The organism is Bacteroides fragilis (genome assembly GCF_019583405.1).
GTDB classification, from domain to species: Bacteria; Bacteroidota; Bacteroidia; order Bacteroidales; family Bacteroidaceae; genus Bacteroides; species Bacteroides fragilis_B.
On the sequence record NZ_SZUU01000002.1, the window covers coordinates 651,100 to 666,335 of the forward strand.

Here is a 15,236-nt window from a genome sequence, read left to right on the forward strand (position 1 = left end):
TCAATTTTATTTCCTATCTTTGTCACAAAAATAATTTATCAAGGTCATTGCTATGAAGTTCAAATCAACCTTTATGACTGCATGTCTGGGGATCGGTCTTTGCACATCCTGCACTCCCGAAACTCCGACAGCACCCCAAGACTACACTCAATACGTAAACACCTTTATCGGAGCAGCCGACAACGGTCATACCTTCCCGGGTGCCTGCCTGCCCTTCGGACTGATACAGGCAAGCCCGGAAACCAATGCCATCGGATGGCAGTATTGCTCAGGATACAATTATCAGGATTCACTGATCTGGGGCTTCTCTCAAACTCACCTCAATGGCACAGGATGTATGGATCTGGGCGACCTCCTTGTAATGCCTGTCACCGGACAAAGAGTACGGGATGACTACAAAAGCGGTTTCTCTAAAAAGACAGAAAGCGCAACACCGGGATACTACACTGTAGAACTCGATAAATATAAAGTAAAAGCAGAACTGACCGCAACAGATCATGTAGCACTGCATCGTTACACTTATCAGAATGCCGATTCAGCCTCACTGTTACTCGACCTTCAACACGGATTGGTATGGAATCCCCAACAATATAAATCGCACGTAAAAGCTTGCGAAATCAATTGGGAAGATGCTCAAACACTGACAGGACACGTGCGCAGCAGCGTATGGGTGAATCAGGATTTATACTTTGTAATGAAGTTCAGCAAGCCGGTGACCGATTCCATCTCCCTGCCAATGGAAGAAACTGAAAAAGGAAAACGTCTGTTAATGAGTTTCGACATGAAGCCGGACGAACAACTGCTGATGAAAGTAGCCATTTCTACAGTCGGTGTAGACGGTGCCCATAAGAATATGGATCAAGAGTTGGCAGACTGGGATTTCGACGGTACAAGACAGAAAGCCAAGGACATCTGGAACAGTTACTTGAGCCGTATCGAAGTGACAGGTACTCCGGACGAACTGGAGAATTTTTATACCAGCTTCTATCATGCACTGATACAGCCTAATAATATTGCCGATGTAGACGGAAGATACCGTAACGCCAAAGACTCGGTAGTAAAATCAGCATCGGGAGTCTATTACTCTACCTTCTCGATCTGGGATACCTACCGCGCTGCCCACCCCTTCTATACATTGGCCGTACCCGAACGAGTAGACGGTTTCATCAATTCGATGATCGAACAAAATCAGGCACAAGGCTACTTACCTATCTGGACCTTGTGGGGTAAAGAAACGAATACTATGATCGGCAACCACTCTGTTTCGGTTATTGCCGAAGCTTATAAGAAAGGGTTCCGTGGCTTTGATGCCGAGAAAGCATTCGATGCCATCAAACAGACACTGACTGTTTCGCATCCGAAATCGGACTGGGAAACTTATATGAAATATGGTTATTATCCGACAGACAAGGTAGATGCCGAATCGGTTTCACGTACACTTGAATCGGTTTACGATGACTACGCCGCAGCTACAATGGCGGAGTTAATGGGTAAAAAGGAAGATGCGGAATACTTCAGTAAACGTTCGCAATTCTATAAGAACCTGTTCGATAAGGAAACACAGTTTATGCGCCCGCGCTATGCCGACGGACGTTGGAAAACTCCTTTCAATCCCAGCGATCTGGCACATGCCGAAAGCCGCGGAGGCGATTATACTGAAGGAAATGCCTGGCAATACACCTGGCATGTTCAGCACGATGTACCGGGATTGATCGAATTATTCGGTGGTAAAGGGCCTTTCCTCAACAAACTGGATTCATTGTTCACTATCAAACTGGAAGGAAGCGGACTGGCAGACGTTACCGGACTGATCGGACAATATGCCCACGGCAACGAACCAAGCCACCATGTCACCTTCCTGTATGCTTTGGCCGGCAAGCCGGAACGCACTCAGGAGCTGATACGTGAAATCTTTGATACCCAATACAAAAACAAGCCCGATGGTCTCTGTGGAAACGACGACTGCGGACAGATGTCAGCCTGGTATATGTTCAATGCAATGGGATTCTATCCGGTCGATCCGGTGAGCGGGCATTATATATTCGGTGCTCCGCAGATGCCGAAAATAGTACTTCACCTGCCGGATGAAAAAACGTTCACAGTCATTGCCGAAAATCTGTCGAAAGAACATAAGTACATCGACAGCATCACACTGAATGGTGAACTTTATACTAAAAACTATATCTCCCACGAAGACATCGTGAAGGGTGGTACGCTGGTATATAAAATGAAATAACCAATTATAAACTCAAAGAAACAATGGACAAAAAGTTACTGATGATGGCGTTGTTGATGACAACAGGACTTGCCACACAAGCACAAGAGAGGCTGACGCAGTATCAGGTAAGAAATGCCATTACTGTACGCACTCCGATCATGAACGACAGTATCAACCCCAAAGGAGAAAAACACACCGCCAAAGCACTGCTGCAAACGCCGGTAATGCTTGACCTTGCCAATGCACCGACACAAATGCTGTCTGCCGATACAGCAGGCTTGGTCACTTTTGCGAAAGCCGATAAAGACAATCTGCTTTATCTGTTGAAGACTCAGCTACGGGCCGAACGTTTCATGAAAGGTAAACTGAAAGTGACCTCCCCGGTCAGATGGGAGCTTTTCATTAATGGTGAATCGAAGATGGTAAAGGATGCCGCAGAAGACAGTATCTCTAAAGCAGCAACCAAAGAGGTCGCTTTACGTCTCGAGCCCGAAATGGATTATGAAATCGCCATCAAACTGCTTTCGACTCCGGACGACAAAACCGTACCTTCACTGAAATGCGAACTGGTAAAAGATGACAAATTCAAAGAAGTAGCATGCAGCACCAATCCTGAACAGAAACATCGTTTCTCACTCGATAACACAGTATACGGTAACCGCACCATAGCTGTTTCCGTATCACCGGACGGAAAATACTTGCTGACCCGTTATTGGGATAACCACTCGCTGAAACGTTCGCGCACTTATTGTGAACTGACCGAACTGAAAACAGGAAAAGTGCTCCTCACCAATCTGAGGGACGGCATGAGATGGATGCCGAAAAGTAATAAACTGTATTATACGGTAGTGGCATCCGAAGGAAATGACGTCATCACTCTCGATCCCATCACGCTGAAGGAAGAAGTTCTCCTGCAGGGCATTCCCGAACAGGGTTTCAGCTGGTCGCCCAACGAAGACTTCCTGATATACTATCCTCGTGAAGAAGGCGTGAAAGATGATGGGCCGTTGAAACGCATTGTCAGCCCGGCAGACCGCATTCCGAATACACGCGGACGTAGTTTTCTGGCCAGATATGACATTGCCAGCGGAACATCGGAACGGCTCACTTACGGTAATCACAGCACTTATATGCAGGACATCTCACCAGATGGTAAATATCTGCTTTACAGCAGTTCGAAGGAAAATATCACGCAACGTCCTTTCTCGTTGAGTTCACTGTTCCAAGTGAACCTTGAAACATTGGCTGTCGATACTCTGTTCTTTGAAGACCGCTTCCTCGGAGGAGCCAGCTACTCACCGGACGGCAGACAATTACTGCTCACCGCCAGCCCGGAAGCTTTTGACGGTATCGGCAAGAATTGTGGTAATCATCCGATCGCCAATGATTTCGACTCTCAGGCATTCATCATGGACTTAGCTACCCGTAAAATCGATCCGATCACTAAAGAGTTCAATCCGTCTGTCAACTTCCTGCAATGGAACAAAGGTGACGAGTGCATCTATTTTAGCACCAATGACGAAGATTGCCGGAACATCTATCGTTACTCTCCCAAAGACCGTAAGTTTGAAAAGCTGAACCTGGAGACTGATGTCACCAGTGCATTTGCCATGTCGGAAAACAATCCGTCGCTGGCAGCCTACATCGGACAAGGATGCTACAATGCAGGAGTCGCTTATGTATACGACCTGAAAAAGAAAACCTCTCGACTGATAGCCGACCCGATGAAACCTACCCTCGAAAAAATAGAACTGGGTAAAATGGAACCATGGAATTTCACTGCTTCAGATGGCACTGAGATTAAAGGTATGATGTGTTTGCCGCCTTCATTCGATCCTAATAAAAAGTATCCGCTGATTGTGTATTACTATGGAGGAACGACCCCGACAGAACGAGGCATCAGCAATCCGTACTGCGCACAACTGTTTGCTTCACGTGACTACGTGGTATATGTTATCCAGCCGAGCGGAACAATCGGATTCGGACAGGAGTTTTCAGCACGCCATGTCAATGCCTGGGGAAAACGTACTGCCGACGACATCATTGAAGGTACCAAACAGTTCTGTAAAGAACACCCGTTCGTGAATGATAAGAAAATCGGTTGTCTCGGTGCATCTTACGGTGGATTCATGACACAATACCTCCAGACTCAGACGGATATTTTCGCCGCCGCCGTTTCACACGCCGGTATCAGCAACGTGACCAGTTATTGGGGCGAAGGTTACTGGGGATACGGCTACAATGCCATAGCAGCAGCCGACAGTTATCCCTGGAACAATCCGGAGTTATTCACCAAACAAGGTTCACTCTTCAATGCCGATAAAATAAACACTCCGCTTCTGTTGTTGCACGGAACGGTAGATACCAATGTTCCCATCGGTGAAAGCATTCAGCTATTCAACGCCTTGAAGATATTGGGTAAAACAGTAGAGTTTATCACTGTTGATGGAGAGAACCACTTCATCTCCGATTATCCGAAACGTGTGCAATGGCACAACAGCATCATGGCATGGTTTGCCCGCTGGTTACAAGATAATCCCCAATGGTGGGAGGATATGTATCCGGAACGCCACTTGTAGAATATATCTCGCCACTGAGGCAGTGCAGTATGGGTATTATAAAAAGCTTATAAAAAAGAACGGGGTCATTGGTTCAAAACCAAGGCCCCGTTTCTTTTAAACCAAAGCTGTCTATTTTTTCACCCCAAAAGAGCTTTAGTTGAAAAGGTAGAAGCGATTTCCTTATTTCGTTAAAGCGGCAATCAACTCTTCGGAAGTGACCAGCTGCTGCTCACCGTTCTCCATATTTTTCAGCATAACTTTTCCTTCGTTCATTTCATTTTCACCTACGATGGCTACGAAAGGAATATTCTTAACATTCGCATAACTCATCTGTTTCTTCATCTTCGCAGCATCCGGAAAGATTTCGGCGCGAATACCGGCTGCACGGGCCTTAGCCAGAATACCCATAGAGAAAGCAGCTTCTTTCTCGCCGAAGTTAATAAACAGAAGTTGAGTTCCGTTGACAGCCTCCTTCGGATACAGTTCCAACTGATTAAGCACATCGAAGATGCGGTCGGCACCAAACGAAATACCTACGCCCGATACTCCTGCCATACCGAATACACCAGTCAGGTTATCGTAACGACCTCCACCGGTGATACTGCCAATCTGCACATCAAGCGCCTTCACCTCAAAAATAGCACCTGTATAGTAATTCAATCCACGTGCCAATGTCAAGTCAAGCTCTATTTCGTTTTTCAGTCCCATCGTTTGAAGGGTATTCAAAATAAACTCACTCTCTTCCACTCCCTTCAAACCTGTTTCGCTACCGGAAAGTACAGTCTTCAGTGTAGCCAACTTCTCAGCATTAGTTCCACTCAGAAGAATGATAGGTTGCAGTTTGGCAATAGCCTCATCACTAATCCCTTTCTCAGCCAATTCTTTATTCACATTTTCCAAACCGATTTTATCCAGTTTGTCGATAGCTACAGTTATATCCACAATCTTATCCGCCTCTCCGATGATCTCGGCAATACCGGTCAGTATCTTGCGATTATTGATTTTTATGCAGACACGGATACCGAAACGGGTAAACACCGTATCTACTATCTGCATCAACTCTACCTCGTTCAGCAGTGAATCACTACCGACCACATCGGCATCGCATTGGTAAAATTCACGATAACGTCCTTTCTGCGGACGGTCAGCACGCCAGACTGGTTGAATCTGATAACGCTTGAAGGGAAAAGTTATTTCATCACGGTGCATTACCACGTAACGGGCAAAGGGTACGGTAAGGTCATAACGCAACCCTTTTTCACAAAATTTACTGGCCAGTTTAGCGGCATTACGGCTTAATAGCTCTTCGTCTGTAATACCCGAAAAGTAATCACCTGAATTCTGTATTTTAAAAAGTAATTTATCACCCTCTTCACCGTATTTTCCCATCAGGGTAGAAAGCATCTCCATCGAAGGAGTCTCAATCTGCTGGAAACCATACAGATGATATACGTCACGAATTGTATTGAATATGTAGTTACGTTTCGCCATCTCTACGGGCGAAAAATCACGGGTTCCCTTTGGTATACCTGGTTTTGCTGCCATTGTTTTAACTGTTTTATTGAATTGAGTTGCAAAGTTAGATGAAATAATTGATTATTAAAACAGAAACCACAGACTTTCTGTGAATCTGTAAGCAAATGTATCCGGTGTCCGGTTCCGTTAAGACTGTTCATTTTCGGACAATACTTTTTAATGCCATTCTGCTCAATAAGAGATATTTATTAATTTGGTATACCATTTGCTTTCTGAAAGACAAAGAAATCACATTATCTAACAGGAATCATATGAAAACAGTTTTTTTGATCATTGCAATGTTATGCCTTGGACTATCGGGAATGGCACAAAACAACAAAAAAAAAGAATTTGAGAGAAAGTACAGCGCACTCACTCAGGAAGTAGCAAACGCCCGCAAACAGAAAGATTACAAAAAGGCCGAGAAATTAAATTGGGAGAAACTGAAGTTGTATCAAGGATTGCCTCAACAACTTCAGGAAAATGCAAAAAATATAACAGGACTGGTTTATTACGACCTTGCTTGCTATCAGGCACTTCAGGGAAAGAAAAAGGCAGCCCTGAAAAACTTTGAGAAAGCTTTCAACTCCGGATGGAATGATTACAACCATGCTAAAGGTGACAGTGACATCGACAATTTACGTAAAGAGAAGAAGTATCTGGAAATAATGGCTAAAATGCGTCTGGACAGTGACTATCTGTACATTCTGCAACAAGCCGAAGGATACAATAGAGCTGAAACAAAACCGATATGTTATAATGAATCAGTAACTGACACTCTACCCCGCTTCACCTACATGAATCCTAACGACAGTAATCTGGTACAGTTACGGAAACATTTCAACCTGGATAGTATCGCCGGAAGCGGAGACGAGATCTCCAAAATCAAAAACCTTCTCTACTGGGTTCACAACATAGTTCCACATGATGGCGATTCACGTAATCCGGAAGAGCGGAACACAATAGCCATGGTAGAACTTTGCAAAAAGGAGAACCGGGGCGTAAACTGCCGGATGATGGCACAAATGCTGAACGAGTGCTATTTGGCTATGGGATTCAAATCCCGTTTCATCACCTGCATGCCCAAAGTGATGATCAACGATTGCCACGTCATCAATGCGGTCTACTCCAACACCCTCGACAAATGGTTATGGATGGACCCGACATTCAACGCTTATGTAACAGATGAAAAAGGAAACCTTCTGGGCATTGGTGAAGTGCGCGAACGCCTCCGCAACAATCAACCCGTTGTACTAAACGAAGACGCAAACTGGAACAATAAAAATAAACAGACCAAAGAGTATTATCTGGATTACTATATGGCCAAGAACCTGTATTACGTAACTTGCCCTCTGCAAAGCGAATATAACGCAGAAACAAACTATCCGGGCAAAAAGTGGCCGATGTATATCTCGTTAGTTCCGGAAGGATACAGTAGCAATGGAAAGCCCGGTGCCACCGCCTACGACTCACATAATGACTCTTACTTCTGGCAATCACCTTATCAAGAATAAGCCTACAAGACCAAACAATATTATCCCCAAGCGTCATAGACAACATCAACTCTAAAACGCCATTTATAGAATCTATGATGTTTGGGGTAATCTTTAAACGACTTACTTTACATGATATGTAAAAATAACCGGATTATCTCCCTCCTTTATCCGATCCAGTAAGCAGCGCATTTTTTCATTAATACCTTCTTCAGCAGACAATCTCTTTTGCTCGCATAATACTTCGGATGAATAGATAAAGAAAATCCGACTTTGTTTCCCATCTACCGGCATATAATTGGGTAAAGGTAACTGATAATCCGTATTGATAATTACCTGATAATTGTTCACTATACCGATAGCTTTTGAAAGCAGACACACGCCCGGTTGATTGGTTCTAAACAACAAACAGGAAGGAGTATCACATAAATCAGTCATAGTATATATATATTTCCCTTGATAACAGAACTGATTCAAATCATTACATTGGAACTGACGCTGCTTATCACTTTCCGGAAAAGACTTGCTTTTCCAATCTACCATATAAAGTGGTTCAATTGATTCTCCCGTTATCCGATATATATGATTGTCAAACTTACGGGTAAACAGCACTGAGGCAGTATTCGTAATTTGGTAATTACCAGAAGAACAAAACGGTGCCGTTTCGTATAAAGGTTCTAATAAAGAAGTTCGCTTACCCGTTTCCTTATTAATCACTGTCAGAGAATGATCTGACACCACTCCGTTAGCATAAGTATCATTCCGCAAATAGATACATCCATTATCCACTGCGAACGATAAATACATATCGTCCAATGGATAAGAAGACAGGTATGTACCTTCCAAATCATAGTAAAGAATCTGCGAAGGATAGACTAAAAGCAACAATTTATTTTCTATTTCATCAATCGCAATATCGAACAGATCCACATACTCTCCCTTCCCATTCCCCACAGCATGTATCGTGAATAAATGTTTCCCGGAAAGAGTATAACAAAGCACCTGCTTCATCCGTTTATCCAAAATAAAATATCGTCCATCAAATTCGCAGACTCTATCAATGTTGTTTATTAAAGCTTCTCCGTTTGTTTCGGGCATAAAAAGAGATAAGCTATCTAAGAAAATCGTATCAGCTATCATAGAAGAACCGTCTTCAAAAGAAACCGACTGCACTCGAGACTCTGTCGCAACTTGCCTACAGGCTCCCGACAATAAAGAAATGCAAAATATAAAAAAGGCTGTTCTAATTCTCATACTTTTCAATTTACCGGAACCCAACTTTCGCTTATACCTGATGTACAGTTTATCACTCCAACTCCAAAACAGAATGTTTCTGTTACCACGCGATATGCAAAAACGTTTTGTCCTCTCAGACTTATAAGATAGGGACCATATTGATTGATATTAATACTTTTTTCATAAACATTGTTCTTATTTCTTCAAAGATATATAAAAAAAGCACCATCAGCACTTAAAACATAAAAAATACCTTCCTATACACAAAAAGCTCAATAGATTCCTCTACCGAGCCTTTCTTTTTATTCCGTACGGGAAGGAGAGATTAATCCCGACGTCCCATAAATATCATAATGTAGTAAATCAGCGTAGCCAACGAGCCCAACGCAGCAACAACATAAGTGTATGCAGCCGAACGGAGAGCGTCTTCCGCTTTGGCATGATTATACGAGTTAGTAATTCCCGATGCACTGAGCCATACCAATGCACGTTTGCTCGCATCAATCTCTACCGGAAGTGTGATAAAGCTGAATAAGGTGGTCAAAGCAAACAGGATAATGCCGGCAAGCAATAACTGCGGAAACGAATTCAGTAACAAAATACCGGCAAGCAATAACCACGTCATCCACTGTGAAGCGAACGAAACCACCGGCACCAGCTTACTGCGGAGCGTCAACGGCGCATAAGCCCGTGCATGCTGAACAGCGTGTCCGCATTCGTGAGCAGCCACGGCAGCAGCCATGATGCTATTACTTTCATAAACTCCTTCACTCAGGTTCACTGTCTTATTGGCAGGATTATAATGATCGGTCAACTGTCCGGGAGTGTGAGTCACCTGAACATCGTAAATACCGTTGTCATGCAACATTTTAATAGCTACGTCGCGTCCTGTCATTCCGTTTCCTGTGGGTATCTTGGAGTATTTCTTGAACTTGTTTTGCAGGTTCATCTGCACCAGCCAGCTAACGAGAGCGATGCCAATAAAAATAATCCATTGAATTCCTATTACCATATTCTTTCTTAATTAAATTGTTATAATAGCTAATATACAAATAGCTTGCCAAAAATAAACAAAAGCGACGGAGAGGAGATTTCCCATACATCGCTTTTATGAAGAATTAGCTAAAAATTAGTCAATTGTAAGTTCCACCACGTAATCTACATCCGTCGGAACTTTTGCGAGTTCCAGTACAATTCCTTCTTTATTCTTTGTGAAGCGTACCGGCGTTTTGTCAGCAAAGACCACTGCCTTTTTCACTTTCTTATCAACGATAGGCAAGAATAAAGCCTTGTCCTGCAAATTAAGAATATGCACATAGAGTTTATTGCCTTTCTGAGTCGTTACTCCCCAATCGTGAGGAGCTACCAGACCACCTCTCGTTCCATAAATGGTCTCACCATACTTTGACATCCAGTCTCCCACCTCTTTCAAACGCTGAACAGCCACTTCCGGAAGTTCTCCATCGGGCTGCGGGCCTATATTCATCAACAGATTGGCGTCCTTACCGGCAGCCTTCACCAGATAATGAATCAAAGTTTTAGTTGATTTATAGTTCTGGTCTGTAATCTTATATCCCCACATGCCATTCATCGTCTCACATGTTTCAAGAGGCAGATGGCTGACACTCTGTCCGGAAAGTCCTGCGGTATTCTCTCCCGGAAGGTCACGTTCGAATATCTGAATATCCTCCCCTGCAAAAGGTACCTGATGATGATTATTACCAACCAGACAAGACGGCTGCAAACGATGGATCAATGCATATTGTTCCGGAAGTTCCCAGTCGAAATCGGGATTGATATCCTGATCCCACCAACCATCGAACCAAATGGCACCGATCGGACCATAATTGGTCAACAACTCTGTCAACTGATTATTCATAAACTGATAATAGCTCTTCCAGTCTCCTTTCGGATCGGGACGTCCGGTTCCGCGTCCGGTTCTTCCCTGAGGAGCGTCTTCACGATACCAATCTATATGTGAATAGTAGAAATGCAGTTTGATGCCATGTTTGGCACATGCATCAGCCAGTTCCTTTACCACATCACGTTTAAAAGGAGTGGCTTTTACAATATTATAATCGGAATACTTGGTATCGAACATCGAGAAACCTTCATGGTGACGGGTAGTGAAACAGATATACTTGGCACCGGAGGCTTTGATAGCCGCCACCCATTTATCTGCATCAAATTTAGAGGGATAGAATCCTCCGGCCAGTTTGGCATACTCTTTATAATTCAGATTATGGTTCGTCATCGTCCACTCGCCGGTAGCAAGCATGGCATAAAGCCCCCAGTGAAGGAAGATTCCGAACTTATTGTCCTGAAATTCACTCCGGGCTTTCAGGTTAGCCTCTGTCGGTTGGTAATTTTGTTGCGCTGTCAGGGAAGCAGTCATTCCCAATAGCAAGAGAAAAGTAATAAAATGCTTCTTCATAAGTATTATAATAAAGGCCTCACCTCGCCCCTCTCTACTTTAGAGAGGGAAGAAGAAAGGCCTCGTTTTGAATTAATTCTTCTATAAAAGTCTACTTCTTCCTCCTTTTAAAAAAGAAGGGTACAGGTGAGGCTTCTTATTCTTCAGTATATCTTTCAATAGTCTGCTCGCGGTCGGGACCTACAGAAACAATTTTGATTTGTACGCCCAACTGTTCTTCAAGGAAGGAGAGATAAGCATTGAACTCTTCAGGAAATTCATCTTCGCTCTGCATCTTTGTCATGTCTGTCTGCCATCCCGGAAGTTCCATGTAGATTGGTTCCACTTCGTCGGTAATGTCATAAGGGAAGTAATCGATCTCTTCACCATTCATCTTATAGGCCACACAAGCTTTGATCGTCTCGAAAGTATCGAGTACATCACTCTTCATCATAATCAGTTTGGTGACACCATTGATCATGATTGAATATTTCAGTGCAACAAGATCCACCCATCCGCAACGGCGTTTACGTCCCGTCACCGAGCCAAATTCGTGACCAAGCGTACAGATCTGATCGCCAGTTTTATCGAACAACTCTGTGGGGAACGGACCCGAACCTACACGTGTACAATAAGCTTTAAAAATACCATATACATCGCCGATCTTATTCGGAGCAACGCCCAAACCGGTGCATGCACCTGCACATACGGTATTCGAAGAAGTCACGAACGGATACGAACCAAAGTCAATATCCAGCATAGTTCCCTGAGCACCTTCACAAAGCACGAATTTTCCGGCATCGAGCAAACCGTTTATTTCATGTTCGCTGTCTACCAACTGGAACTGTTTCAGGTATTCGATACCTTCAAACCAGGCTTTTTCAAGTTCAGTCAGGTCGTATTCATAATTCAGACCTTTCAGGATTTGTTCGTGGCGAGCCTTCGCTGCAGCATATTTTTGTTCGAAGTTATGCAGGATATCCCCCACACGGACACCGTTACGGCTTACTTTATCCGTATAAGTCGGACCGATACCTTTTCCGGTAGTTCCGACCTTAGCATCACCTTTGGCAGCTTCATAGGCAGCATCCAGTATACGGTGCGTAGGCAAAATGAGGTGCGCTTTCTTCGAAATGTGCAGTCTCTCCTTCAAGTTGTGTCCCGATGCTTCCAGCGCTTCTGCTTCCGCTTTGAACAAAGCCGGATCGAGCACTACACCGTTACCGATGATATTTACTTTATCTCCCTGGAAAATACCCGAAGGGATAGAGCGAAGCACGTACTTCTGTCCTTCGAACTCAAGTGTATGACCGGCATTCGGTCCACCCTGGAAACGTGCAACTACATCATATCTCGGAGTTAAGACGTCGACTACTTTTCCTTTACCTTCGTCGCCCCATTGCAATCCTAATAGAACATCTACTTTCATTTTTCTTTTTTATTGTTATTATTTACTCTTTTTCTCTTGTTGGCCCTGTCGCATTTGCTACATATACCGTATATATATAAGGAATAATGCGAAAGTTGAAACTTACTTAGTTTGGTATTTTCAATCGCGTTCTGTAAAGCTTCATTCTGAAACTCTGTGACCCTACCGCACTGCGTACATATCTGGTGATGGTGTGTCTCGCGATTATATGATTTTTCGTATTGGGAGGAAGTGCCGAACTGATGTTTTATCACCAGACGTGCATTGATAAGTAAGATGATGGTATTATACAGTGTAGCCCTACTCACCCGGAAATTTTCCTGGTTCATCATCTGCGAATAAAGCATATCGATATCGAAATGCCCGTCAATGGAGTATATGGTATCCAGTATCGCATAACGTTCAGGAGTCTTGCGATGTCCATTCGCATTTAGATATTCGGTGAATATCTGCCGTACCGTATCTTTCACATTTTGAGTTTCCATATCGGCGCTATTTTAGCGCCAACAAAGTTAATTGTTTTTTGCGGAAAGCAAAAATATATCTGTAAATTTGCACCCAATCACTAAAAAAATGTTTTATGACAAGAGTCCCCTTCACGCAAAATTATCGCTGGCACTTGCCTCTATTACTTCTTGTGTTCTGCTGTTCTTTCTTTATAAACAATGGCGCAATCTTTGCAGACATCATGGAATCAAGAAACATTGTCACTGCACGCGAAATGGTATACGACCATAACTGGCTGGTGCCTACCATGAACGGAGAGCTGCGACTGGAGAAGCCTCCACTTCCCACATGGATTGCTGCCGTGGTAGAAGTGATTTCGCCGGATAATCTTCCCTTGCAACGAGCCATGGCCGGACTTGCGGCCGTCATGTTAGTACTCTTTTTCTATAAGTTTGCTACGAAGCTGACCGGCAACCGAACCTATGCCCTGGTATCTTCCCTGATCTTGTGCACCTCTTATAATATCATTCTGATGGGACGTACAGCTACCTGGGACATTTATTGCCACGCATTCATGATGGGAGCTATTTATTATCTTTATCTTGCTTTGCGGCAAACTGCCTGCAAGTGGCCTCTTTTCATTGCCGCAGGCGTTTTTATGGGATTATCTTTCCTTGGCAAAGGGCCCGTATCTTTCTATGCCCTGCTTCTCCCGTTCATTTGTGCCTACCTCTTATTCTATCGCAGGGAAACAAGAATGAAAGGAAAATGGGCCGCACTCTTCACCATGATCTTTATTTGCATCGTGCTCAGCACATGGTGGTATGCCTACACATACATCTGCCACCAGGAGATGGCATCCTATGTATTCCACAAAGAGTCTTCTTCCTGGAGTAACCACAACGTACGTTCCTGGTATTATTACTGGCAGTTTTTCCTGGAAACAGGAGTATGGTCGCTGCTGACACTGACAGCACTGATAGTGCCCTTCTGGAAAAAGCGGGTCGAAGCATCCAAAGAGTACATGTTCTGCCTGAGCTGGATGTTACTGATCCTTTTCTTCCTGTCGTTGCTCCCGGAAAAGAAGACACGCTATCTGCTTCCTATCTTATTACCGGCCGCACTGACCATGGGATACTTATTTGTATATTGGATTCAACAGGCTAAACAGAAAATGCCGCACCTGAAAGACAGAGTGATTTACCGGATAAATGCTTATTTGATTGTAGTGACTACATTGGCCCTTCCCGTTGCTCTCTACCTCTTCATGTACCGGGAAGGACGGATAGGTACAGGGATGTTCATATGGTTGACTGTATTATTCCTGACAGTAGCAGTTTGGCTATTCAGCTCTGCGCTCAAGCTCCGGCCTTTCTCTTTCCTGATGGGAGTCGTAGCGCTATTTGCTGTTGCCGAGTTGTTTGTAATGCCTTATATCGGAAGTTTTGTGAGTAACTCAGATCCCAAAAGCATCAGCGCTACCCAAGAAAACCCGGAGCTAAAAGCTCTGCCATTCTATCACAGCAAAGACGAAGTGCTACGCATCGAGTTGGTATACGAAGCACACAAGAAGATCGGAGACATGGATTTAACCAATAAAGAAGAGATTACAAAAGCCCTGCCGTTTGTTCTGATCTCACAGAAACCGGCGGAACAACTGATTCCGGATTCCATCCGAAAGGATTTAAGTCTTCGCTTTATCGATTGTTATGACAACAATCGCTGGGCAAAAGGGCACAAAAGATATGATAGCGTATTTATCAGCAATGTGACAATAGTCGACGAACGATAAAGACGGACGATGAAAGGGTGTCGAGACTTCACCGCAGAGGGCACAGAGTGACACTGAGTAAGTTTTAAGTCGGGATATTCAGTAAATGTCCGTATTTCTTATAAATTAAGAGAACAGTTTTACTTTACGTGA

General features: G+C 43.8%; 10 protein-coding genes. 4 read left to right on the plus strand and 6 right to left on the minus strand.

Features of this window, described 5'->3' with window-relative positions; all coding sequences use genetic code 11:
- Window positions 1–52: 52 nt before the first annotated feature.
- A complete protein-coding gene (locus tag FDF36_RS07125; RefSeq protein ID WP_220390852.1) occupies window positions 53–2,236 on the plus strand; it encodes a GH92 family glycosyl hydrolase in 2,184 nt (727 codons plus the stop codon).
- Between the two features lie 23 nt (window positions 2,237–2,259).
- A complete protein-coding gene (locus FDF36_RS07130) occupies window positions 2,260–4,797 on the plus strand; it encodes a S9 family peptidase (RefSeq protein WP_220390853.1) in 2,538 nt (845 codons plus the stop codon).
- 162 nt (window positions 4,798–4,959) lie between these two features.
- Here FDF36_RS07130 and hisS read toward each other — a convergent pair whose 3' ends face one another.
- Complete coding sequence (gene hisS, locus FDF36_RS07135; protein WP_220390854.1) at window positions 4,960–6,324, minus strand: histidine--tRNA ligase; 1,365 nt, start codon at window positions 6,322–6,324, stop codon at window positions 4,960–4,962.
- A gap of 95 nt (window positions 6,325–6,419) precedes the next feature.
- On the opposite strand from hisS, the gene FDF36_RS07140 reads away from it, so the two are divergent.
- A complete protein-coding gene (locus FDF36_RS07140; RefSeq protein ID WP_220390855.1) occupies window positions 6,420–7,808 on the plus strand; it encodes a TPR end-of-group domain-containing protein in 1,389 nt (462 codons plus the stop codon).
- A 102-nt stretch (window positions 7,809–7,910) separates the two neighbouring features.
- On the opposite strand, the gene FDF36_RS07145 is transcribed toward FDF36_RS07140, so the two are convergent.
- The 5 genes from FDF36_RS07145 to FDF36_RS07165 form a co-directional block, all read right to left on the minus strand.
- The gene (locus tag FDF36_RS07145; RefSeq protein WP_220390856.1) at window positions 7,911–9,041 is read right to left on the minus strand and encodes a 6-bladed beta-propeller; all 1,131 of its coding nucleotides are present in this window, start codon (window positions 9,039–9,041) and stop codon (window positions 7,911–7,913) included.
- Between the two features lie 307 nt (window positions 9,042–9,348).
- Window positions 9,349–10,035 (minus strand): zinc metallopeptidase, encoded by a 687-nt coding sequence (locus FDF36_RS07150; protein ID WP_005780840.1) that lies wholly within the window; start codon window positions 10,033–10,035, stop codon window positions 9,349–9,351.
- A gap of 117 nt (window positions 10,036–10,152) precedes the next feature.
- Entirely contained in the window at window positions 10,153–11,457 is a 1,305-nt protein-coding gene (locus FDF36_RS07155) for an alpha-L-fucosidase (RefSeq protein ID WP_005780841.1), read from the minus strand.
- A gap of 136 nt (window positions 11,458–11,593) precedes the next feature.
- The gene (locus FDF36_RS07160) at window positions 11,594–12,865 is read right to left on the minus strand and encodes an adenylosuccinate synthase (protein WP_220390857.1); all 1,272 of its coding nucleotides are present in this window, start codon (window positions 12,863–12,865) and stop codon (window positions 11,594–11,596) included.
- Entirely contained in the window at window positions 12,862–13,350 is a 489-nt protein-coding gene (locus FDF36_RS07165; RefSeq protein WP_005780845.1) for a Fur family transcriptional regulator, read from the minus strand. The genes FDF36_RS07160 and FDF36_RS07165 overlap by 4 nt, the downstream gene beginning before the upstream one ends.
- 95 nt (window positions 13,351–13,445) lie before the next feature.
- On the opposite strand from FDF36_RS07165, the gene FDF36_RS07170 reads away from it, so the two are divergent.
- Entirely contained in the window at window positions 13,446–15,104 is a 1,659-nt protein-coding gene (locus FDF36_RS07170) for an ArnT family glycosyltransferase (protein WP_220390858.1), read from the plus strand.
- Window positions 15,105–15,236: the final 132 nt, after the last annotated feature.

Bases quoted from the DNA above. Each gene is read 5' to 3' on its own strand.
- FDF36_RS07165 (WP_005780845.1), bottom strand. From the start codon at position 13,350: ATGGAAACTCAAAATGTGAAAGATACGGTACGGCAGATATTCACCGAA.
- FDF36_RS07160 (WP_220390857.1), bottom strand. From the start codon at position 12,865: ATGAAAGTAGATGTTCTATTAGGATTGCAATGGGGCGACGAAGGTAAA.
- hisS (WP_220390854.1), bottom strand. From the start codon at position 6,324: ATGGCAGCAAAACCAGGTATACCAAAGGGAACCCGTGATTTTTCGCCC.
- FDF36_RS07150 (WP_005780840.1), bottom strand. From the start codon at position 10,035: ATGGTAATAGGAATTCAATGGATTATTTTTATTGGCATCGCTCTCGTT.
- FDF36_RS07125 (WP_220390852.1), top strand. From the start codon at position 53: ATGAAGTTCAAATCAACCTTTATGACTGCATGTCTGGGGATCGGTCTT.
- FDF36_RS07130 (WP_220390853.1), top strand. From the start codon at position 2,260: ATGGACAAAAAGTTACTGATGATGGCGTTGTTGATGACAACAGGACTT.
- FDF36_RS07155 (WP_005780841.1), bottom strand. From the start codon at position 11,457: ATGAAGAAGCATTTTATTACTTTTCTCTTGCTATTGGGAATGACTGCT.
- FDF36_RS07145 (WP_220390856.1), bottom strand. From the start codon at position 9,041: ATGAGAATTAGAACAGCCTTTTTTATATTTTGCATTTCTTTATTGTCG.
- FDF36_RS07140 (WP_220390855.1), top strand. From the start codon at position 6,420: ATGTATCCGGTGTCCGGTTCCGTTAAGACTGTTCATTTTCGGACAATA.
- FDF36_RS07170 (WP_220390858.1), top strand. From the start codon at position 13,446: ATGACAAGAGTCCCCTTCACGCAAAATTATCGCTGGCACTTGCCTCTA.